Origin of the sequence: Streptomyces aureocirculatus, assembly GCF_000720475.1 — a bacterium.
Classification (GTDB): domain Bacteria; phylum Actinomycetota; class Actinomycetes; order Streptomycetales; family Streptomycetaceae; genus Streptomyces; species Streptomyces aureocirculatus.
This window is the reverse complement of sequence record NZ_JOAP01000005.1, coordinates 443,680-465,387: the sequence shown is the minus strand read 5'-3', so window position 1 is coordinate 465,387 and position 21,708 is coordinate 443,680. Positions and strand designations below refer to the sequence as shown.

At 73.3% G+C, this 21,708-nt stretch carries 20 protein-coding genes; 10 read left to right on the top strand and 10 right to left on the bottom strand.

Translation table 11 applies throughout. From position 1 onward, the window contains the following. Positions 1–41: 41 nt before the first annotated feature. The 3 genes from IG78_RS0107325 to IG78_RS0107315 form a co-directional block, all read right to left on the bottom strand. Complete coding sequence (locus tag IG78_RS0107325; RefSeq protein WP_030560558.1) at positions 42–956, bottom strand: hypothetical protein; 915 nt, start codon at positions 954–956, stop codon at positions 42–44. Between the two features lie 169 nt (positions 957–1,125). Next, positions 1,126–2,652 (bottom strand): hypothetical protein, encoded by a 1,527-nt coding sequence (locus IG78_RS0107320; RefSeq protein ID WP_030560557.1) that lies wholly within the window; start codon positions 2,650–2,652, stop codon positions 1,126–1,128. Positions 2,653–2,819: 167 nt separating this feature from the next. Further along, positions 2,820–3,530 carry a GntR family transcriptional regulator gene (locus IG78_RS0107315; RefSeq protein ID WP_030560556.1) on the bottom strand — a complete coding sequence of 237 codons (711 nt, stop codon included), beginning with the start codon at positions 3,528–3,530 and terminating at the stop codon, positions 2,820–2,822. A gap of 306 nt (positions 3,531–3,836) precedes the next feature. On the opposite strand from IG78_RS0107315, the gene IG78_RS0107310 reads away from it, so the two are divergent. The 5 genes from IG78_RS0107310 (at position 3,837) to IG78_RS45390 (ending at position 8,292) form a co-directional block, all read left to right on the top strand. After that, positions 3,837–5,138 (top strand): MFS transporter, encoded by a 1,302-nt coding sequence (locus tag IG78_RS0107310; RefSeq protein WP_030560555.1) that lies wholly within the window; start codon positions 3,837–3,839, stop codon positions 5,136–5,138. Positions 5,139–5,194: 56 nt separating this feature from the next. Continuing rightward, positions 5,195–5,962 carry a putative hydro-lyase gene (locus IG78_RS0107305; RefSeq protein ID WP_051852426.1) on the top strand — a complete coding sequence of 256 codons (768 nt, stop codon included), beginning with the start codon at positions 5,195–5,197 and terminating at the stop codon, positions 5,960–5,962. Between the two features lie 70 nt (positions 5,963–6,032). Beyond that, positions 6,033–6,797 carry a LamB/YcsF family protein gene (locus IG78_RS0107300; protein WP_030560553.1) on the top strand — a complete coding sequence of 255 codons (765 nt, stop codon included), beginning with the start codon at positions 6,033–6,035 and terminating at the stop codon, positions 6,795–6,797. Then, positions 6,794–7,417 carry a 5-oxoprolinase subunit B family protein gene (locus IG78_RS0107295; RefSeq protein ID WP_030560552.1) on the top strand — a complete coding sequence of 208 codons (624 nt, stop codon included), beginning with the start codon at positions 6,794–6,796 and terminating at the stop codon, positions 7,415–7,417. Before IG78_RS0107300 ends, IG78_RS0107295 begins: the two co-directional genes overlap by 4 nt. Further along, on the top strand, positions 7,414–8,292 hold the full coding sequence (locus IG78_RS45390) for a 5-oxoprolinase subunit C family protein (RefSeq protein ID WP_031128265.1): 879 nt from the start codon (positions 7,414–7,416) through the stop codon (positions 8,290–8,292). The genes IG78_RS0107295 and IG78_RS45390 overlap by 4 nt, the downstream gene beginning before the upstream one ends. Here the strand turns inward: IG78_RS45390 and IG78_RS0107290 are convergent. The 4 genes from IG78_RS0107290 to IG78_RS0107275 all read right to left on the bottom strand — a co-directional run bounded on the left by IG78_RS0107290 (position 8,184) and on the right by IG78_RS0107275 (position 13,220). Continuing rightward, the gene (locus tag IG78_RS0107290) at positions 8,184–9,530 is read right to left on the bottom strand and encodes a glycosyltransferase (RefSeq protein WP_249926084.1); all 1,347 of its coding nucleotides are present in this window, start codon (positions 9,528–9,530) and stop codon (positions 8,184–8,186) included. The genes IG78_RS45390 and IG78_RS0107290 overlap by 109 nt on opposite strands. Positions 9,531–9,724: 194 nt before the next feature. Beyond that, positions 9,725–10,849: a glycosyltransferase family 4 protein gene (locus tag IG78_RS0107285; RefSeq protein ID WP_030560550.1), complete on the bottom strand. Its 1,125-nt coding sequence runs from the start codon at positions 10,847–10,849 to the stop codon at positions 9,725–9,727. Positions 10,850–11,106: 257 nt separating this feature from the next. Then, a complete protein-coding gene (locus IG78_RS0107280; protein WP_030560549.1) occupies positions 11,107–12,525 on the bottom strand; it encodes a hypothetical protein in 1,419 nt (472 codons plus the stop codon). A gap of 302 nt (positions 12,526–12,827) precedes the next feature. Beyond that, positions 12,828–13,220: an ankyrin repeat domain-containing protein gene (locus IG78_RS0107275; RefSeq protein WP_030560548.1), complete on the bottom strand. Its 393-nt coding sequence runs from the start codon at positions 13,218–13,220 to the stop codon at positions 12,828–12,830. Between the two features lie 402 nt (positions 13,221–13,622). On the opposite strand from IG78_RS0107275, the gene IG78_RS0107270 reads away from it, so the two are divergent. Together IG78_RS0107270 and IG78_RS0107265 are read left to right on the top strand one after the other, a co-directional pair. Beyond that, positions 13,623–13,817: a hypothetical protein gene (locus IG78_RS0107270; RefSeq protein WP_030560547.1), complete on the top strand. Its 195-nt coding sequence runs from the start codon at positions 13,623–13,625 to the stop codon at positions 13,815–13,817. Positions 13,818–13,854: 37 nt separating this feature from the next. After that, positions 13,855–15,429, top strand: a complete 1,575-nt coding sequence (locus IG78_RS0107265) for a membrane protein (protein ID WP_030560546.1) — start codon at positions 13,855–13,857, stop codon at positions 15,427–15,429. A 450-nt stretch (positions 15,430–15,879) separates the two neighbouring features. Here the strand turns inward: IG78_RS0107265 and IG78_RS0107260 are convergent, their stop codons facing one another. Next, positions 15,880–17,385, bottom strand: a complete 1,506-nt coding sequence (locus tag IG78_RS0107260; RefSeq protein WP_030560545.1) for an SCO1417 family PLP biosynthesis transcription factor — start codon at positions 17,383–17,385, stop codon at positions 15,880–15,882. 97 nt (positions 17,386–17,482) lie between these two features. Here IG78_RS0107260 and yczE point away from each other — a divergent pair, with 97 nt between their 5' ends. The 3 genes from yczE (at position 17,483) to IG78_RS0107245 (ending at position 19,616) form a co-directional block, all read left to right on the top strand. Then, entirely contained in the window at positions 17,483–18,160 is a 678-nt protein-coding gene (gene yczE, locus IG78_RS0107255) for a membrane protein YczE (RefSeq protein ID WP_051852415.1), read from the top strand. Beyond that, positions 18,157–18,924, top strand: coding sequence for a glycerophosphodiester phosphodiesterase family protein (locus IG78_RS0107250; RefSeq protein WP_030560543.1), 768 nt, complete (start codon positions 18,157–18,159; stop codon positions 18,922–18,924). Before yczE ends, IG78_RS0107250 begins: the two co-directional genes overlap by 4 nt. A 317-nt stretch (positions 18,925–19,241) precedes the next feature. After that, the gene (locus IG78_RS0107245) at positions 19,242–19,616 is read left to right on the top strand and encodes an RNA polymerase-binding protein RbpA (RefSeq protein ID WP_030360404.1); all 375 of its coding nucleotides are present in this window, start codon (positions 19,242–19,244) and stop codon (positions 19,614–19,616) included. A gap of 172 nt (positions 19,617–19,788) precedes the next feature. Here IG78_RS0107245 and fxsA read toward each other — a convergent pair whose 3' ends face one another. Further along, entirely contained in the window at positions 19,789–20,385 is a 597-nt protein-coding gene (fxsA, locus tag IG78_RS0107240) for an FxsA family membrane protein (protein WP_030560542.1), read from the bottom strand. A gap of 49 nt (positions 20,386–20,434) precedes the next feature. Beyond that, positions 20,435–21,265: a polyprenol monophosphomannose synthase gene (locus IG78_RS0107235; RefSeq protein WP_030560541.1), complete on the bottom strand. Its 831-nt coding sequence runs from the start codon at positions 21,263–21,265 to the stop codon at positions 20,435–20,437. Positions 21,266–21,708: the final 443 nt, after the last annotated feature.

Sequence of the window (21,708 nt, the reverse complement as noted above, 5' to 3'; positions counted from 1 at the left end):
TGCGAGGTGCTGCTGCGGAGGGCTGGGCGGTGCCAGGCGTGTCAGGCGTGGAACGGCAGTCCCGCGTCGGCGGCCAGCTCCAGGTCGTCGGTGTCGTCGGGTGGCAGCAGGGTCGCGGAGCCGTCGGTGACGGGGACGACGCCGAGTTCGAGGAGTTCGGCCATGGCGGCGGTGCCCGCCATGTCACGGACCTGGAGCTGGTATCTCGCCGTCGTGCGGTAGGTGCCTCCGGAGTCGTCGCCGGTGCGCTGGAGGAAGCCCGACTCGGTGAGGAAGGCGGCGGCCTTGCCGACGATGCCGGTGGTCGAACCGGCGAGCCTGCGCGCGTCCTTGGTGGCCCCCGTGGAGCTGCGGCGGGCCCAGATCCGCCAGGCGGACTCCAGTCCGGGCGCGTCCGTCGCGGGGTCGGTGTTCTCGCCCTGCTCCTCGGCGCGCTCCTCCAGGCGGCGGCAGGCCTGCCGTACGAAGGCGTCGACGCCGTTGACGGTGACGCGGCCGATATAGCCGTCGTCGGCGAGGTCCTCCGGGCGCGGGAAGGCCATGGCGGCGACGGCGAGGTGGGCGAGGCCGTGCAGGAACCGGTCGCTGGAGTCGGCGGCGGCGCGGCGCGCGTAGTCGCCCATGCGGACGGCGAACACGGAGTCCTCGTCGGCGGTCACCGCCATGCCCGCGCGGGGTGACACCTCCAGGACGACGAGTCCGAGCCCGGTGGCGACGGCGTCGGCGAGCCGGGCGAAGGGCGGGTCCTCGCGGTACCTGCGGAGGAGTTCGCCGTACTCCTGGTCGCGCGCCGGCTGGAGCTTGGGCTGGAGCCCGAACGCGACGAGACGGGCCGCGTCGGCGGCGTCCGCCGGGGTGACGGCGGGGGTGGCGGCGGCCCCGGCGGGCGCTGCTCCCGGTGCCGCGGTGGCGTCCGGCTCGCCCCACGCGGCGTGCTCTGCGGGGTGATCGGTCACAACTGGGGCTCCTTGGTGCGGTCAGGGTGTCGTACGGGGTGCTGCGGTACGGAACGCTGCTCTACGGGGTGCTGCGGTACGGAACGCTGCTTTACGAGGTGCTGCGGTACGGGGCGCCGGGCACGTCGTACGGCGGAGGGGGCGGCGCGGGACGCGGGCGGCGGGGGCATCACGCCGCCTCCGTCCGGTCGGCCGCCATTCCCGCGGCGTCCAGGAGCGCCGTCCCGACGATGAGGTCGGCCCCGCCGAACTCCTGGTCGTCCAGTTCGGTGCCGTCGTCCACCGCGAACAGGAGTCGCTGCTCGCCCTGGCGGTAGGCCGTGCCCACGGGCGGGCTCGCGGCGTGGACGGCCAGGAGGGCCACGAGATACGGCAGTTCGGGGTCGCGGCGGCGGGCGTCGGCGAGCAGCCCGGAGAGCCGCCGTGGCGCGTCCGGCGGCAGTGCGAGCAGTTCCATGGCGCTCGCCAGTTGCTCCTCGCTGAAGCGGCTGTCGTCGGGCGTGGCGACGAGGTCGGGCTCGGGCATCTCCGCGCCCAGGTGCTCGCGCTCCTGCGGCGGCGTGAGCAGTATGTCCACGAGGTCGGCGACCCGCACCGACACCGGTGTGCGCAGGCCCGTCCCGCGGGCGAAGAAGGCGTCCGTCACACGGGTCGCCTGCTCGGCGGGCAGCGGCAGGAGGGGCGCCACCAGTTGGCCGTACAGATCGAGCCCCGCGCGGGCGGTGGAGGCCGCGAAGGCCTGCCGGTCCTGCTCCGCGCGGAACAGCGGGCCCGCTTCGAGGAGCCGGGACTGCAACAGGGTGTGGCGGCGGATGCAGTCCTTGACGATGTCGACGAGCTCGGCCGCGCGGCGCTTCTGCTCGGGGTCCTCGGACTCGTCGCGCGCCTTGCGGATGTTGGTCAGGATCGCGTTCTCGTGGCGATAGCGGTCGGCCACGTGGTCGAGGGCCTCGGCGATCATGTCGGGGACGGCCTGGAGCCAGTCCACCGCGCGGACGTTGCGCCGGGTGGCGTCCAGGGCCTTGCGGAGCGTTTCCGAATACTGCACCGTGCGGTACCGCGCCTGCTCGGCGGCGAGCTGGGCGTCGGCGAGGCGGCCCCGGCTGATCAGGACCTCCAGCTTGACCTCGGCGGCGATCTGGGCGCTCGTGACGTCCGTGTCGAGGGCGCCCACGAGGACGTTCACCGCCTCGTCGGTGGTGCGCAGATACACACCGCCGCCGTAGCCCGGCACCTCTTCGATCAGCTTGAAGTCGTAGTCACGCCGGATGTAGGTGCCGTCCGCGCCGAACGTGCCGTACACCGCGCGGAAGCCGCGGTCGACACTGCCCACGTTGATCAGGTTCTCAAGGACCCAGCGGGCGACGCGCTCGTGCTCGGCGGTCGGGCGACGCGGGGCCTGGGCGGCGACGCGTGGCAGGAGCCTCGCCACGATCTGCTCGTGGTCGGCGCCCGTGTCGAAGTCCATGTTGAGTGTGACGAGGTCGATGGCGGACAGGGCCACCTCCGCCATCGCGTACACCGAATACTCCCCCGCGAGGTTCACCTTGCGGGCGTCGAGGTCGTGCAGCGGGGCCGTGCACGCGAGCGCGCGCAGGCGCCGCGCCAGGCCCTCGTCGGCGGCCGGGCCCGGAGCGGGCCGCGGCCCCGCGCTGAGCTGGGACGGAACGGGTTCCGGTACGGCAGGCGAAGTCACGGTGCACAGACTAGGTCCTCGGTCTGACAACGGTCGAAACGACGCAGATGCCCCGCCCGCCACGACCAGGCACGACGGCCCGCCGCCAGGCCTCGGACCCAGCCCGCTCCCGCGCTCCCCCGCCCCTCGGCCTCAGCCCGCCCCGATGCTCCCGCCGCGCCTCGGCCTCAGCCCGCCCCGCCGCCGGTACCGCTCTCCGCGACCCGGCGCGCATACGTGTCGACAAGTCCCTTGAGCGAGTCGTCCAGGTACACGGCGAGCAGCCGTTCCGCCTTTGGGCCGAGGCCGGACCGCAGGGCCTCCAGGATCTCCTGGTTGCGTACGAGGTAGGGCTCGTGGAGGAGGCGCGGGTCGTCCACCACGTGGAAGGCGAGCCGCAGTTCGGCGAAGACGCTGCGCATCAGCTCGTCGGTGCGGGCGCTCCCGGCGAGCGCGACGAGTTCCCGGTGGAAGTGGATGTTGGCCGTGGAAACGCCCTTCCAGTCCCGTCTGCTCGCGGCGGCCCTGCCCTCGGCGACCGCGGCGGCGAGCCCGTCCACGGCGTACGGCGGGCGCCCGAGGCCGTGCACCACGGCGCACTCGACGAGGCGCCGGGTGCGGTAGATGTCCTCGACGTCGTCGACGCTCAGGACCCGTACGAAGACGCCGCGGTTGAGTTCGTGGACGAGCAGCCGTTCGTGGGTGAGCAGCCGGAACGATTCGCGCAGGGTGTTGCGGGAGACGCCGAGCGCACCGCCGATGCTGTCCTCCGACAGACGGGTGCCGGGCGAGAAGTAGCCCTCCGCGATGCGGCTCCGGAGGATGTCCGCGACGCGTTCCGCGGTGCTCGTACGCCCGAGCAGCGCGCGGTCGTCGGCGAGACCGGTCAGTTCAGCCATGGTCAGCAGCCATCCCCTCAGCCATGCCCGGATTCAATCGCAGATACAAGAACGAGACAACATGGGTATTGAGGGATCGTTGAACGATCCTCTACGTTGTCCGGCAGGCGGAGCCCACTCCCCCTCCGAGGCCCGCCGCGCACTCAGCTCCTCGAAAGCACCCGCAGCACCCCGCAGCACCCCGCAACATCCGCAGCACCCCACGCACTCCACGCACTCCACGCACTCCACGCGCACTCCCCGCACTCCCCGCACTCCCCGCACGCTCCAGCACCCCAGCACCGCCGACTCCTCTGTGAGGTGCCCATGAGTACGACCCCACCGCCCTCCGCCGTCGAGGTGGACGACCAGCCGCACGCGGACCGCCCCCCCGACGACGACGGTGCGTTCGGCTGGCTGCGGGCGCTCGGGCCGCGCGGCCGCCGGGCCTTCGCGGGCGCGTTCGGCGGGTATGCCCTTGACTCCTACGACTACTTCACGCTGCCGCTGAGCATGGTCGCGCTGTCCGCCTACTTCGGCCTGAACAGCGGCCAGACCGGCCTCTTCACGACCGTCACCCTGGTGGTCTCGGCGGTGGGCGGCGCCGTCGCGGGCGTCGTGGCGGACCGGATCGGCCGGGTCAAGGCCCTGATGATCACCGTGATCACGTACGCGGTGTTCACCGTCGCCTGCGGCTTCGCGCCCAACTACGAGACGCTGCTCGTCTTCCGCGCCCTTCAGGGCCTTGGTTTCGGCGGCGAGTGGGCGGTCGGTGCGATCCTGGTCGCCGAGTACGCGACCGCCAAGAACCGCGGCCGTACGCTCGGTGCGATCCAGAGCTCCTGGGCCGTGGGCTGGGGCCTCGCGGTGATCGTCTACACCCTGGTCTTCCAGTTCATGGACGACGACATCGCCTGGCGCGTGATGTTCTTCACCGGGGCACTGCCCGCGCTGCTCGTCATCTACGTACGCCGCCACGTACAGGACGCCCCGGAGGCCGCCGCCGAGCGGGAACGCAGCACGGAGAAGGGCTCGTTCACGGCCATCTTCAAGCCGGACCTGCTGCGCACGACGCTCTTCGCGGTGCTCCTGTCGACCGGCGTCCAGGGCGGCTACTACACGCTTGCCACCTGGGTGCCCACCTACCTCAAGGAGGACCGCGGGCTGACCGTCGTCGGCACCGGCGGCTACCTCACGTTCCTCATCACCGGCGCCTTCCTCGGATATCTGACGGGCGGCTATCTGACGGACAAACTTGGACGAAAGCGCAACATCACGCTGTTCGCGTTCCTGTCCGCCGCGTGCATCGCCGCCTACACCAACATCCCGGACGGCGCCAACGGCCTTCTCCTGGTGCTCGGTTTCCCGCTGGGCTTCTGCATGTCGGCGATCTTCAGCGGCTTCGGTTCCTTCCTGAGCGAGCTGTACCCGGCCGCCGTGCGCGGCACCGGACAGGGCTTCACGTACAACACCGGCCGCGCGGTGGGCGCCGTCTTCCCCACGACCGTCGGCTTCCTCGCGGACAGTTGGGGTGTGGGCGGTGCCCTGATCTTCGGCGCGTTCGGCTACGCACTGGCCGTGATCGCCCTGTTCGGGCTGCCCGAGACACGCGGGAGGGAACTGCTGTGAGCGCCGAGACCGCGTACGCCGGAGGCACCGGACGCCCCCGTGACGCCCGCGCGTCGCTGGGCCCGCAGGAGGCGCGCGCCGCGTTCCGCGCGGGCCGCAGCGGCCCGACCACCGGCTGGGCGCCGGGCCACACCCAGGCCAACCTGGTGTCCGTCCCCGCCGACTGGGCGTACGACATGCTCCTGTTCTGCCAGCGCAACCCGAAGCCGTGCCCGGTCCTCGACGTCACCGACGCGGGTTCCTGGACGACGCCGCTGGCCCCGGACGCCGATCTGCGCACGGATCTGCCGCGCTACCACGTGTGGGCGGACGGTGAGCTCGTCGACGAGCCGACCGACGTCCTCGCGCACTGGCGCGACGACCTGGTGTCGTTCCTCATCGGCTGCAGCTTCACCTTCGAGTGGGCCCTCTCGGCGGCCGGTGTGCCACTGCGCCACGTCGACCAGGGCCGCAACGTCGCCATGTACGTCACCGACCGCCGGTGCCGGGACGCGGGGCGCCTTCGCGGGCCCATGGTGGTGTCCATGCGCCCGGTGCCCCCCGGGGATCTGGCCGCGGCGATCCGGGAGACCTCGCTGCTGCCCGCGGTGCACGGCGCCCCAGTCCACTGCGGCGACCCGGCGGGCCTCGGCATCGCCGACCTGGCCGATCCGGACTTCGGCGATCCGGTGACGGCCGAGCCCGATGACATCCCGGTGTTCTGGGCGTGCGGGGTGACTCCGCAGGCCGCCGTCATGGCGTCACGGCCGCCGTTCGCGATCACGCACGCGCCGGGCCAGATGTTCATCACCGACGCCCGCGACGAGCAGTACCGCGTCGCCTGAACCGGCGGCGAGCAACACCGCTTCGCCCGAACCGGCGGCGGAGAACCCGATCCACAGGAGCGATACGTTCATGACCTGGGCCTCGATCGATCTCAACGCCGACCTGGGCGAGGGCTTCGGGCGCTGGCGGCTCACCGACGACGAGGCCCTGCTCTCCGTCGTCACCAGCGCCAATGTGGCCTGCGGCTTCCACGCGGGCGACGCGGCGACGATGCGGCGCGTGTGCGCGCGGGCCGCGGAGCGCGGAGTACGGATCGGCGCCCAGGTGTCGTACCGCGACCTGGCGGGCTTCGGCCGGCGCGCGATGGACGTGCCGGCCGCCGAACTCGCCGCCGAGGTGGCCTACCAGATCGGTGCCCTGGAGGTGTTCGCGCGGGCGGCCGGTGCGGCGGTGGCGTACGTGAAACCGCACGGCGCGCTGTACAACCGCGTGGTCCACGACGGGGAGCAGGCGGGCGCCGTCGTGGCGGGGGTACTGCTCGCCGATGCGGGGCTGCCTGTACTCGGCCTGCCCGGATCGCGGCTCCTTGAGGCCGCGGAGAGTGCCGGACTCCCGGTGGTGACCGAGGCGTTCGCGGACCGGGCGTACACCGACGAGGGAACGCTGGTGCCGCGCGGCACCGACGGCGCCGTGCTCACGGCGGCGGACACGGTCGTCGAACGATCCGTCGGGCTCGCCACGTCCGGCACGGTCCTCGCGCACAGCGGGCGGCGGATCTCCGTCCGGGCGCGCTCGCTGTGCCTGCACGGCGACACTCCGGGGGCGGTGGGGCTCGCCCGCCAGGTCCGGTCGCGCCTGGAGGCGGCGGGCGTACGGGTGGAGGCCTTCGCGTGAGGGTCCTGCCCATGGGCGAGCGGGCGCTGCTCGTCGAAGTGGCCGACGGCACCGCCGCGGCGGCCCTGCACGCCGAGCTGCTGCGGCGCCGCGCGGCGGGGGATCTCCAGGTACGCGAGATCGTGCCCGCCGCGCGCACGGTGCTGCTCGACGGGCTCACCGGCCACGACGAGGCGCGTCGGCTCGCCGCCCGCCTGCCCTCCTGGGAGATCCCGCCGCTGTCCGCGCGCGCGGAGGACGTCCTGGAGCTCCCGGTGCGCTACGACGGCCCCGACTTGGCGGATGTGGCGGCGCTGTGGGGCGTGCCCGTGCCGGAGGTGGCGCGGATCCACTCGGCGGCCGAATTCCGCGTCGCCTTCTGCGGGTTCGCCCCGGGGTTCGGCTATCTGACCGGCCTCGGAGGCGTGCCCGAGGTGCCGCGCCGGGCGACTCCGCGGACGGCGGTGCCCGCGGGTTCCGTCGGCCTCGCCGGGCCCTACACCGGCGTGTATCCGCGCGCCTCGCCCGGCGGCTGGCAGCTCATCGGCACCACGGAGGCCGTCCTGTGGGACCACGCGCGCGTACCGGCGGCGCTGCTCACTCCGGGCACACGGGTCCGCTTCGTCCCGGAGGCCCGATGACCGACCGGGCCTTCGCGGTCGTACGGGCCGGTGCGCTCACCACCGTGCAGGACGGAGGGCGGCCAGGACACGCCCACCTCGGGGTGCCCCGCTCGGGCGCCCTCGACCGGCCGGCCGCCGCCCTGGTGAACCGCCTCGTCGGCAATGCGTCCGGCGCCGCGGTCCTGGAGACCACCCTCAACGGCTGTGCGCTGCGCCCCCGTTGCGCGGTCACGGCCGCCGTGGGCGGAGCGCCCTGTGCGGTGACGGTGGACGGGCGTGCGGTGGCCTGGGGCACGCCCGTGCGGGTGCCCGCGGGCGCGCTCCTGGAGGTGGGACCCGCCGTCTACGGAGTACGCAGTTACCTCGCCCTCGGCGGTGGCGTGGCCGTCGAACCGGTCCTCGGCAGTCGCGCCACCGACCTGCTCTCCGGGCTCGGTCCGCCGCCGCTCACGGACGGCGCGGTCCTTCCGCTGGGCGTCGCGCCCCTCGGCCACGCGCGCGTGGACACCGTTCCGCAGCCCGGGCCCCCGAGTGAGCTGATCCTCCGTACGACGCCGGGGCCGCGCGCCGACTGGTTCACCACCGCGGCACTGCGCACGCTCCTCACGCGCCCGTACCGCGTGTCGTCCGCCAGCAACCGCATCGGCCTGCGCACCGAGGGCCCCCCGCTGGAGCGCGCGACGACCGGTGAACTGCCCAGCGAGGGCATGGTCCTCGGCGCCGTCCAGGTCCCCCCGGACGGCAACCCCGTGGTCTTCCTGGCCGACCACCCGACCACGGGCGGCTACCCGGTGGTGGGCGTCGTCGGCGAACAGGACCTCACGGCCGCGGCACAGGCGGTGCCGGGGACTGTGGTGCGGTTCGTGGGGGCGGGGGTCTGGTCGGGGGCGTGACCGGACGGGGCATGACCGTACAGCGGACCGCTCCCGTCCGGCGCCCCGACGGTCGCAGCGGGGACCGGTCCGTCGGACCCGGCCTCCACCTCGTGCGCGGCCAGGAACGCCCCCACGGCCGCGTCCCAGCCGAAGCACTCCGCACGGGCGCGTGCCCTCGCCCGTCGGGTGGGTTCCGGGCGCTCAAGGACCGCCCGTACCGCGTGGGCGAAGGTACGAGGAGTGTCGGCGGCCGCCGCGCCCGCGCCGCCCACGATCTCCGGCAGCGCGGACGACGCGCTGGCCACCACCGGTGTCCCGCACGCGAGGGCTTCGAGTGCCGCGAGTCCGAAGGTCTCGCAGGGCCCCGGCGCCAGGCACACGTCCGCCGTGGCCTGGAGCACGCCGAGCGCGGCGCGGTCGGCGACATGGCCGAGGAACGTCACGGGCAGGCGCCGCTCACGCGCCCGCTGTTCGAGCCGGGCCCGCAGCGGCCCGTCGCCCGCGACGACGAGCACCGCGGGTACCCCGCGCCCGCGCAGCGTCTCCAGCGTGTCGAGCGCCGTACCTGGCCGCTTCTCCACGGAGAGCCGTGAACACAGGAGGAGCAGTACGTCGTCCACGCGCGCGTAGCGCTCGCGTGTCCGCAGGTCCCACAGGCCCGGGTGGCGGTCGGCCAGATCCACGCCCAGGGGGGCGCGTACGACATTGCCCGCGCCGATGCGTACGAACTCACGCTCCGCCCATGCCGTCGTGCACACCACGCGCGCGTAGGCGTGCGCGGAGCGGGAGTTGAGCGCGTCGGCGGCACGGCGGGCCAGGCGCGGCGGCAGCCCCCAGGTGCGCATGACCGCGTCCGCCGCCTCGTGGGAGACCATCACGGCCGGGACCCGCGCGCGGCGCGCCCACTCCCCTGTCCAGCGCAGGGTGGTGCGGTCGGACACTTCGAGCCGGTCGGGGGCGAGGCGTTCCAGGAGCCGGGTCACCCGGCGCCGGTCGGCGAGGACGCGGTAGCCGCCCATACCGGGGAGCACGGGTCCGGGCAGGGTGATGACGCGTCCCTGCTCGGTGTCGGCCACCCCGGCCCGCTCACCGGGTACGACGAGCACCGGCTCGTGCCCGGCGGCCAGGTAGCCGCGCCCCAGTTCCCGCAGCGCGGTGCGGAGTCCGCCCGAGGAGGGCGTGACGAAGTTGGCGAGGCGCACGATCCGCAGCGGGCCCGTGTGCCGCACGGGCCGTACGAGGCCTGTGTTCCGCACGGGCCGCACGGGTACGGGCCGCACGGGTACGGGCCGCACGGGTACGGGCCGCACGGTCCGTACCGCCGCGCCCGACCGATTCGTGCCGAGCCCCGCGGCCGCACCAGCACCGGGAGCCGGACCGCCACCGAAAACCGAACCAGCACCAGCACCAGCACCAGCACCAAGGGTCCCGTCCATACCGACACTCCCGCTCACGCCGCCACCGCCGTCCGCTCGGCGAGCACGTCTTCGTAGTGCCCGATCAACTGATCCCCCACGGCGTCCCACGTCCGCGCCTGGACGGCGGCCCGGCCCGCGGCGCCGTACGCGGCCCGCAGGCGGGGGTCGGCGGCCATGGACCAGACGGCGTCGCGTACGGCGTCGGCGTCGCCGGGTGTGACGAGGCTGCCGGTGCGGCCGGGGACCACCAGGTCGAGGGGGCCGCCCACGGCGGGCGCTATCACGGGCACGCCGCTGGCCATGGCTTCCTGCACGGTCTGGCAGAAGGTCTCCAGGGGCCCGGTGTGCACGAAGACGTCGAGCGAGGCGAAGATGCGGGACAGTTCGTCGCCGGTGCGGCGCCCGAGCAGCGTCGCCTCCGGCAGGGCCGTACGCAGGGCGCCCGCGCTCGGCCCGTCGCCGACGACCACGACGCGTACGCCGTCGAGGCCGCACACCCCGGCCAGGAGCTCGATGTGCTTCTCGGGGGCGAGCCTGCCGACATAGCCGACGATCAGTTCGCCGTCAGGGGCGAGTGCGTGCCGCAGTGCCGGGTCCCGTGCCTCGGGCCGGAAGCGCCCCGTGTCCACGCCGCGCGGCCACAGCCGTACCCGCGGCACGCCGTGGGCGACCAGGTCGGTGAGGGCCGCGGTGGACGGCGCGAGGGTGCGGTCCGCGGCGGCGTGCACCGCGCGGATGCGCCGCCACGCGGCGGCCTCGCCCATGCCCATGTACGTGCGCGCGTAGCCGCCGAGGTCGGTCTGGTAGACGGCGACGGTGGGGAGGTCCTTGCGCGCGGCGGCGGCCATCCCGCGCACGCCGAGGACGAACGGGCTGGCGAGATGGACGAGGTCCGCCCGGTGCGCACTCAGCGCCGAGGCCAGACGGCGGCTCGGCAGCGCGACCCTGACCTGCGGGTATCCGGGGAGGGGCAGGGAGGGGACGCGGACGACGGGGCACGGGGAGAGGAGGTCCGCGTCGACCGCGGCAGCGGTGGCGGGGGCGACGACGAGGGGTTCGTGACCGCGGGCGAGGAGCTGCCGCGCGGTCTGTAGGGCGCAGTGCGACACGCCGTTGATGTCCGGCGGGAAGGATTCGGTGACGATGACGACACGCATACGGGTGTTGTCGTCCGACGGGGCGTGCCCACGTCAACGTGGATCTTTCCGGACGAGGAACGTCCCATGAGCGTTCCGCTCCGCGGGACCGGCGACCCCGGCCGACCCCGGCCGACACGGCCGCCCCCCGGCCGACTCCGGCCGACACGACCCACCCCCGGCCGACTCCGGCCGACACGACCCACCCTCGGCCGACACGACCGACGCGGCCGACCCCGCGGCGCGGACACCCGTGACCCGCGCCGCAGGAGACGTACTCACACAGCAGGCGCGTCCGGACCGATCCGGCCGCGTACCGCCGACTGCACGTCGTCCTCCTCGGCGGGATCCGCGGCGAGCCGCCTCAGGCGGTTCACGACGCGGGCGTCACCGGTCTCGGCGTGCCGGGCGGCGACTTCGCGGGTGGACTCCTCGCAGTCCCACAGACACTCGACGGCGAACCCCGCGGCGAACGAGGGATCGGTCGCGGCCAGCGCCCGGGCGGCGCGGCCCCGGAGATGGGAGGAGGCGGTCTCGCGGTAGACGTGGCGCAGGACGGGCGCCGCGCAGCCGATGCCGAGGCGGCCCGTGCCGTCGACGAGCGGCCACAGGGTCGGCGCGTCGGGGCCTTCGCCGCGCACTTCTTCCCGTAGCGCGGCGAGCACGAGCCTGCTGTCCTGGGCACCGCCGCGGCAGGCGAGCAGGCGTCCGGCGGCGGCGCCGAGCGCGTCGGGGCGGCCCGCCCACCGCCGGGCCCGCTCGACGGCGGCGACGGACCGCATCCGCTCGAACGTCTCGGCCGCGATGTCGACGACGACCCGTGAGGGGCTCTGTGCCGCTTCCTCGATGAGGTTCAACACGTCGGGATCGTGCACGTCGGACAGGTAGCGCAAGGCCGTGCCGCGCGCCCCGTCCGTGCCGTACCGCGCCGCGTCCAGTATCTCCGCGCGGTCATCGGGTCCGGCGACGGCGGAGAGGCAGCGGGCGGCCGGCACATGCAGTGCGGCACCCCGCTCAAGGCCTTCCTGTGCCCAGGCGAGCACGGCCTGGACGCTCCAGCCGGGGCGTGGCCCCGCGGGGGCGAGCTGCCGCTGCCAGCGGTCGAAGGAGCCCCGTTCGGCGGCGGCGCGCACGCGGGCGCCGATCCCGGGGCGCGGATCCTCCGCCCACAGGCGCCAGGGCCTGGGTTCGAAGGCGTCGCGGACGGCGGCGGTCAGCTCGGCCTCGCCCTCCGCGTCGGTGGGGAACCTGGCGAGCACGGGCGCCGCGAGGGCGCGCAGCCCGGCGTCGTCGTCGCGCAGGGCCAGTTCGTCGAGCGCCCAGGCCCAGTTCGCGCCGTGCTCGGCGTACCTGCGCAGCAGGTGCAGGGCGTCCGTCCTGTCGTACGAGGCGAGGTGGCCGAGCACGGACAGCGCGAGCCCCGTACGGGTGTCGTCGGGGTCGTGCGCGTCGTCGGGGTCGAAGAGATGGCGCTCGATGGCGCCGAGCTCGCCGTTCAGGTCGAGGTAGAGCCGCGCGTAGTACAGGGAGCGGTTCTCCACCTGCCAGTCGTGCCGCGGATCGTGCAGCACGCAGTGGTCGAGGGCGGAGAGCGCCTCCGTCCGCGGTGCGGTGAGCGCGTGCAGCGTGCCGTCGCCGCGGCCTCGCTGCAGCAGGCCGAGCAGCGTACCGCTGGGCGCTATGACCGGTTCGAACATGGGAAACAGCCTCACATCAAGCGTCGACGCAACCGGGGAATCCGCACTACCTGGCCGTGCGCCAACACGTCGGGCCGCCCGCCGTCTCTTGCTTGCTGTAGACCATCTTCCTCTGCCTCTCGTCGGTGACCCGGGAGGGCCCCGGACGGGGAGTCCGGGGCCGGGCCGCTCACGGTCCGCGCGCTGCGGCAAGAACTGCCCCGACGTCGCGTCCGTGAATCACGTCGTCATGATGACCCAGCGGTTCAGCCCGCCGCGACCACATTTCCGGCGCCCCCGTCCCGCCAGGTCGCGTACCCCGCTCAGCCGGCCCCGAACAGGGCGAGCAGCTCCGCCTTGCCGAACATGCGCGCGGTGTCGATCGCCGACGGCGTTCCGGCGGCCGGATCGGCGCCGCCGTCGAGCAGCGCGCGGACCACGTCGTCGGAACCCTTGAAGACGGCGCCCGCGAGCGGCGTCTGCCCCTTGTCGTTGGCGCGGTCGGCGTCCGCGCCCCGCTCCACCAGGGCCCGTACGGCGTCCGCGTGACCGTGGTAGGCGGCCAGCATCAGGAGCGAGTCGCCGTTGTCGTTGGTGAGGTTGACGGGCACGCCCGCGTCCACATAGCCGACGAGTGCGTCGGCGTCGCCCGCGCGCGCCAGATCGAAGATCTTGCCCGCCAGCTCCACGACCTCGGGGTCGAGGGCTTCGCTCATGGTGATGACCGCCTTTCGCGCTCGGTGTGACTCGACGTGTGCCCGACCTGTCACTCGACGTGTGCCCGACGTGTGACCCGTCCGGCGGGTTGCGTGTGACGCGTCTGACGCATCCCCCGGCCGCGCAGCCTCGCGGGCTGCTCAGGCCCCGCAGCCGTACGAGTGAATCGACAGGGTACTGCCCGTCGCGGCACATGGCCGACCGTGCTCACGGCAAAGATCACGTCGGGGGACGGACACCCGCCTCGAAACTGCCCCGTACGCGCACGGCCGGCCCAGTAGGCCATGCCATTCGGGTGAAATAAGGGAAATTTACCCCAATTGCAGCCTTTATCGTATGGATACATGCTGTGAGCCTGGAAGAACTCATGGTGACCGTCCCCCTCGATCAGGAGAACTCTCATGGTCCTGTCCATTTCCGGCGTCGTCCTGCTCGGCATCATCGTCTTCCTCTTCTTCCGCAAGGACGGACTCAAGGCGTCCCACGCCCTGGTCTGCGCCCTTTTCGGGTTCTTCCTGGCAGGCACCGCCATCGCACCGAGCATCAAGGCGGGCAGCGCGAGCCTCGCCAGCCTGCTCGGCGGCATCAAGTTCTGACGGCTTCGCCCCGCACCCCACCCCCCAGGAGACCGACGTGGCCCGGCGCCCTCTCCCCCGCATCCTGAGCAACGGCAGCGACCGGATCGCCCGGGGCCGGGACCACCTCGCGCGCGGTCGCGAGCTGGCCCGGTCGGCCGCCGACGGCGCCACCGACGTCCTCCACCCGCTGATCACGATCGCCCGCGGGCTGCGCCGCCTCGCAGGAGCCGGGCGGCGCAAGTGGACCGGGACCCCCAAGGACCGGCGTGGCCCCCTGCTGTTCCTGGTGGCGTCCGTGTTCCTGGTGGTGGTTCTGATGCCGTACGGTCCGCTGCTCGCCGCCGTCTGCCTGATGGGGGCGGCCGCCTGGACGGGCCGCGAACGCGCCGAGCCTGCCCCCTGTGGCCCGGACGACGCGCAGACCCAGCGGCTGCAGTCGCTGTACGAGGCGCTCGTGCCGTACTTCTCCGTCCCCGAGGACCCGAGTCCGCTGTTCGCCCACGGCGGCGAGTGGGACAAGGCCTTCACGGCGTACGAGTTCGACGACGACGGCCGTGTCTCACGCCTGGAGGTGCGCTATCCCGCGTACTTCACCGACGGCGAGGCCGACGCGCGGGCGCGGATCGAGCAGGTCCTGCACGCCAAGTCGGGGCGGGGCCGCGAGTACCACTTCGCCTGGGACGAGGAGGGCAACACCCTCACCGTGACGGTGCTGCCGCCGCTGCCCACCGACATCGCCGCGCAGCGCTTCGTCACCGCGCCCGGTGAGACCGTGCTCGGCTTCACCGACCCGAGCGGTGTGCAGCGCACCCTGCCCGTGACCGACGGCGACACCCAGCGCGACGTGCCGCCCGTCGTGTGGCGCACCGGCAGCCGTTCCACCGAGCCGCACCTGCTGGTCCTCGGGCAGCCCGGCAGCGGCACCACGAGCCTGCTGCGCTCCATCACCCTGCAGGCCCTCCAGTACGGCGACGTCGTCGTCATCGAGGGCAGCGGCACCGCCGACTACGCGTGTCTGGCCGGGCGTGACGGCGTGCTCGCCGTCGAGTGCGGTCTCGCCGGGGCGCTCGCCGGGCTTGAGTGGGCGGCGCACGAGACCGAGCGGCGGCTCATCGCGGTGAACCGTGCCCGGCAGGCCGGTCATCCGCCGCCCGAGGACATCAGGCGGCCGCTGTGGATCGTCCTCGACCGGCCCAGCGCCCTGGGCCACCTGGCCGCGGCCGACGGCCGGCAGGACCCGCAGGCGCTGCTTCAGGTGCCGCTGCGGCACGGGCGTGCGGCGGGTGTCACCGTCGTCGTGGCCGATCAGCTCGACTGCATGGACGCGCTCAGCGACGCCGTGCACCGGCACACCCGCGCGCGCGTGGTGCTCGGGCCCGCCACGCTCGGCCAGGTCCAGGCCGTGCTGGGGGCGCCTCCCCACACCACCCCCGCGGTGGACATGCCCGCGGGGCGTGGCTACGCCCGTCTCGGTACCGGTCCAGTGCACCGCCTCCAGGTTCCCGCTACTCCCGATCCGTACGACGACGCCACCAGTGACGCCCATCGGCGTGCCGTCCTCGAACTGCTTCCCGGCCGTGCCGCCTCGGCGGATCCGGCCCTGACGCCGGCGGCGGTTGCCGAGGGGTGAGTGGCGGCTCGGCCCTCGCGGGGCGCCCCAGGCCCGCCCCTTCCCGAACCAGGGGCGCTGCGCCCCCTGGACCCCCGCTTTATCGGCGCTCCGCGCCTCGTCCTCAAGCGCCGGACGGGCTGAAGTCGCGCTGGCGCGCTCGTCCTCAAGCGCCGGACGGGCTGAAGTCGCGCTCCGCGCTCGTCCTCAAACGCCGGACAGGCTAGAAGATCCTCGCCACACGGAGAACGTGAAGACCCTCGCCGCACCCGAGAACCTGGAGACCCTCGCCGCACCAGAGAACCTGAAGACCCTCGCCGCACCCAAGAACCTGGAGACTCACTCGCCAGAACCTGGAGACTCGCTCGCCGCACCCGAGAACGTTGCCGCACCGGCGAAAATCCAAGCCTGTCCGGCGATTGAGGACGAGCGCGCCAGCGCGATGGAAGGGTGGGCGGGTGGGAGAAGACCTCACGCCACGAACGTGTGCGGCCCCTCCGCCCCGGAGCTGCCCCCCGTGCCCGACTCCACGAGGCGAGCCGCCGCGGCAAGACGGGCGGCCGCCTCGTCCGCCACCGCGCCGCCGACGGTGAAGGGGAGGCGTACATAGCCCTCGAAGGCACCGTCCACGCCGAAGCGGGGACCGGAGGGCACGCGTACGCCCACGCGTTCGCCGACCTCGGCCAGGCGGGAGCCGGAGAGGCCGCCGGTGCGGACCCACAGGGTGAGGCCGCCGCGCGGGACATCGAACTCCCAGCCGGGCAGCTCCCGGCGCACCGCGGCGACGAGGGCGTCACGGTTGCCGCGGGCCTGCTCCCTGCGCACGTCCACCGCCTGCTGCCAACCGCCGGTGCTGAGCAGCCAGTTCAGGGCCAACTGCTCAAGGACGGGGGTGCCGAGGTCGGCGTACGCGCGGGCCGCCACCAGGCTGCGGATGACGTCGGGCGCGGCCCGCACCCAGCCGATGCGCATACCGGCCCAGAACGCCTTGCTCGCCGAGCCGACGGTGATGACGGTGGATCCCGCGGGGTCGAACCCGCAGACGGGGCGCGGCATCTCCAGGCCCTCGTCGAGGCGGAGTTCGCTCATCGTCTCGTCGACGACGAGGACCGTGCCCGCGTGCCGGGCCGCGTCGACCAGACGGCGGCGCTGGTCGTCGTCGGCGAGCGCGCCTGTGGGGTTGTGGAAGTCGGCGACGACGTACGCGAGGCGCGGCGCCGCGTCGCGCAGGACCTGGCGCCAGCGGTCCATGTCCCAGCCGCCGAGGCCCTCGGCCATCGCCACGGGCACCAGGCGCGCGCCCGCCTCCCGCATGAGCTGGAGGATGTTGGCGTACGACGGGGACTCCACCGCGATGCGCTCGCCGCGGCCCGCGAAGAGGTGGCAGATCGCGTCGATGGCCCCCATCGCACCGGTGGTGACCATGATCTGTTCCGGCATGGTCGGTATCCCGCGCGCGGTGTAGCGCTCCGCGAGCATGGCGCGCAGCGCGGGCAGCCCCGCCGGGTAGTCGCCGTGGGTGTGGGCGTAGGGCGGGAGTTCCTCGAGGGCGCCCTGGACGGAGCGGGTGAGCCAGGGTTCGGGTGCGGGCAGGGCCGCGCAGCCGAGGTCGATCATCGAGCCCAGCGCTTCGGGAGGCAGCGGTTCGAGGCCGCGCGCGGGCAGCGGGTTCCCCGCCGGTACGGCGGTCCAGCTACCCGCTCCCCTGCGGGATTCCAGGAACCCTTCGGTGCGCAGCGCCTCGTACGCCGCCGCGACCGTGGTCCGGCTCACGGCGAGCGCCACGGCGAGCTCGCGCTCGGCGGGCAGCCGGGCGGCCACGGGAACGCGCCCCTCCAGGACCAGGAGGCGGATACCGTCGGCGAGGGCGCGGTAGGCGGGCGGGCGGCGGGTGCCCGCGCCCGCGGGACGCGCCTGCTGGGAAGCGAGCAGCCGGGCGAGCTGGGTCGAACCCACCGCTGATGTCCACTGAGCCATGATCTCAGTCCACCTTCATCGAATTGACCATGGTTGGCGCCTTGCACCACGCCACAGAGTGTCACGAGTCAGGCCACTACCACCACGGGGGCTTCTTTTGTCCAGGACGACGACTCCAGACCGGTCCGCTCCGCGGCACCTCTCCCGCCGCCTCATCCAGCTTTACGCCGGTCTCGCCCTGTTCGGCGCGAGCTCCGCGCTCCTGGTCCGTTCGGGCCTCGGCGTGGAGCCGTGGAACGTGCTGCACCAGGGCCTGGCGGAGCGGACCGGGATGTCGATCGGTGTCGTGTCGATCTTCGTGGGCGCAGCGGTACTGCTCCTGTGGATACCCCTGCGGCAGCGCCCGGGCCTCGGCACGGTGTCGAACGTCTTCGTCGTCGGCCTGGCGATGGACGGCACGCTCGCCCTGGTGCCCGACGCGCACGGTCTCGGCGTCCGCATCCCGCTGGTGGTCGCCGGCATCGTGCTCAACGGCGTGGCGACCGGCCTCTACATAGCGGCCCGGTTCGGCCCCGGGCCCCGCGACGGCCTGATGACGGGCCTGCACGCCCGCACCGGCCGCTCCATCCGCCTCATGCGCACCATGGTGGAGGTGGCGGTCGTCGTCACCGGCTTCCTGCTCGGCGGCACCCTTGGCGTGGGCACCGTCGCGTACGCCCTGAGCATCGGCCCGCTCGCCCAGTTCTTCCTGCGCCTCTTCGCCGTGCCCGCTCCGTCCGCGAGCCGTACGGTGGCCACCGGCGAGCCGTCGGAGCAGGCAATACTGCAACGGTGACCCCGCGCGTACGCCACCCCTACCTCGACCACCCGGGCCCCCTGGCCTTCGCCCACCGCGGCGGCGCGGCCGACGGCCTGGAGAACACCGTGACCGCCTTCCGGCGTGCCGTGGACGCGGGCTACCGCTACCTCGAGACGGATGTGCACGCCACGTCGGACGGCAGGCTGGCCGCCTTCCACGACGCGACGCTCGACCGGGTCACGGACGCCGCCGGGCGGATCGCGGACCTGCCCTGGAGCGAGGTGAGCCGGGCAAGGGTCGCGGGCAGCGAACCGGTGCCCCTCTTCGAAGACCTGCTCCAGGAGTTCCCCGGCGTCCGCTGGAACGTGGACGTCAAGGCGGAACCCGCCCTGCTGCCGCTCCTGGACCTCCTGGAACGCACCCGCGCCTGGGACCGGGTCTGCGTCGGCTCGTTCTCGGAGGCACGCGTGGCCCGCGCCCAGCGCCTCGCGGGGCCGCAGCTCGCCACGTCCTTCGGTACGCGCGGCGTCCTCGGCCTTCGGCTGCGCTCCCTGGGGGTGCCCGCCACCCCCAGGATCTCGGCGGTGTGCGCCCAGGTGCCGGAGGCGCAGTCGGGCGTCCGGGTCGTCGACCACCGCTTCGTGCGCACCGCCCACGCGCGCGGGCTCCAGGTCCACGTGTGGACGATCAACGACGCCGACCGTATGCACGCCCTGCTCGACCTGGGCGTCGACGGCATCATGACGGACCGCATCGAGACGCTGCGCGACGTACTGAAGGACCGCGGAACCTGGGTCTGACCGGGACGCGAAGGGCGTGCGGCGCGCGACGCGGGGACACCCGATTGTCGACCGGATTTAGCTTCTGGCGGCGAAGGCCGGTAGTGTACGCGTTTGGCCTGCCAGGCGGACCGTTACTGCGCACTGAGGAATCAGAGACGCTGGGTGACATCTGCTGCCAGATGTGACAAAGCGGGCGCTGGTGGGTACAACAAGGGGCGGCATACGACGGCGACGCATGACCCTGAACGGGAATCTTTACCGCCGACCGGACGTTGACCGGATGACGACGACAGCGACACCTGTCCTGTGGGCGACAAGCCCGGGAGGCACGATTCATGAGTGAGCGAGCTCTTCGCGGCACGCGCCTCGTGGTGACCAGCTACGAGACCGACCGCGGCATCGACCTGGCCCCGCGCCAGGCCGTGGAGTACGCATGCCAGAACGGACATCGTTTCGAGATGCCGTTCTCGGTGGAGGCGGAGATCCCGCCGGAGTGGGAGTGCAAGGTCTGCGGGGCCCAAGCACTTCTCGTGGACGGCGACGGACCTGAGGAGAAGAAGGGCAAGCCCGCGCGTACGCACTGGGACATGCTCATGGAGCGCCGCACGCGTGAGGAACTCGAAGAGGTCCTCGAAGAGCGCTTGGCGGTTCTCCGGTCCGGTGCGATGAACATTGCGGTGCATCCGCGCGACAGCCGCAAGTCAGCGTAAGCGCGCTGGACCGCGGAGCGGAGACACGACGAGGGCGGGCCCACTGCTTGTGCAGTGGGCCCGCCCTCGTCGTGTTCGTCTGCCGCCGCGGCGCGCCCTCGCTCTGCCGTTTGTCGCGCTGCGCGCTCGTCCTCAAACGCCGGACGGGCCATATAGGTGCCGCTGATCGGCCTCAGCGGGGAAGCTGTGGGTCGTCCGGGGTCCGGCCCGGTGCCGACCCCGGGCCCGGGGGCTGGTCCTCGCGGATGACCTCGCCCTGGACGACCTTGCCGTCGGGGTGCCGCATCCGGGCCTGCTGAAAAGCACCCCCGAGGCCCCCGGGAGAGGCCGCCGCGGCCTCCCGCACCCTGCGCTCGAAAGCCTGCTCGGCACGGCGGCTGAGGACCTTCTGGAGCGGCGGCACTAGCAGGAGCAGCCCGAGCGCGTCCGAGATGAGGCCGGGCAGGATCAGGAGCAGCCCGCCGAGCATGGTCCACGCGCCACCACCGCCGGAGTCGGCGGCGGGCGCATCCCCGCTCTGCTGCTGCCGCAGGGACTCGCTCAGGTTCTTGAAGGCGCGGCGTCCGGCCCGCTTGATGACCAGGGAACCGAGCACCAGGCCCGCCACCAGGAGCAGGAACACGGTCAGTCCGCCGGCGGCGCCCGCCACGACGGTCAGCAGCCAGATCTCCAGGACCAGCCACGCGACCAGGCCGAGCGGCAGGAACCTGAGGACCCGCGAGCGCCGGGGCCGGACGGGCTGAGTAGGAGGCGGTGCGCCAGTCGTCATGCTCCCAGTGTGCCTGGCCCCGCCTCAGACCTGCGTAAGAGGGTGATCATTACCGGGGGCCGGACGGCGGTCTGTCCTGCCGGGCGTCGGTCGACGACTTGCCGCCGAGGACCTTGCCGACCCGCTCCCGCACACCCCACGCGGTGACCCGCCACAGCGCCTCGGCGACGATGTCGCGGCTCATCTTGCTGTCGCCGAGCTCCCGCTCCACGAAGGTGATGGGCACCTCCACGACGTGGTAGCCCGCCTTGATCGCGCGGCGTGCCAGGTCGACCTGGAAGCAGTAGCCCTGGGACGCAACGTCGGCGAGGCCGAGCCCTTCCAGGGTCTCGCGGCGGAAGGCGCGGTAGCCGCCGGTGACGTCGCGCACCGGCACGTCGAGCAGCAGCCGCGAGTAGGTGGAGCCGCCGCGCGAGAGGAACTCGCGGGACTTGGGCCAGTTCACGACTCGCCCGCCGGGCACCCAGCGCGACCCGAGCACCAGGTCGGCGCCCTTGAGGGCGGTGAGCAGACGGGGCAGTTCCTCGGGCTGGTGGGAGCCGTCGGCGTCCATCTCGACCAGGACGCCGTAGCCGTGCTCGAGGCCCCAGGAGAAGCCCGCGAGGTAGGCGGCGCCGAGGCCTTCCTTGCCCTTGCGGTGCAGTACGTGGACGTGCTCGTCCTCGGCCGCGAGCTCGTCGGCGATCTTGCCGGTGCCGTCGGGGCTGTTGTCGTCGGCGACGAGGACGTGCGCCTCGGGCACGGCGGTGCGCACCCGGCCGACGATCGCCTGGATGTTCTCCGCCTCGTCGTAGGTCGGGATGATCACCAAGGCCTGGCCGAGCGGGCCGAACTGCCGCCCCGCATCCGCTGCTTCGCTGATCCCGCCGCCGTTGCTCACTACTGCCCCTTCGTTCGTACGCAGGGGACCACCATAGTGGCCCGGGCCTGGGGTGTTGCGACGGCGCGGGATGAAGGAGCGATACGGAAGGACCATCGTGGAGGAGCGATCCTGCGGATCGGGCCCGGCGCCCTTCGGGCCGGCCTGGGACCCGCTGGCTGCGGATCGACCGAGAGCCGTTGTCTACTGAGCGTCCGGGCCCCACCCGGGTCGCACCTCCCCCGAGCTCCGGGGAGCAGGGGGGACGACCCCCTTCCGGCGGCTGCGTTCCCACGCCGAGGCGTCGAGGACGCTGGACCTGGCTCCCAGCGGCGGAGCGCGGGGTGGCGCACCGCCCGTGATCCAGCGGCGTTCGACGCTTGCGGGCAGGGTCGCCGGTCGGACGTCCTGTGGTGGACGCGGCCGAAACTACCCGTCGACGACGGCCGTCTGTCAATAGCCGT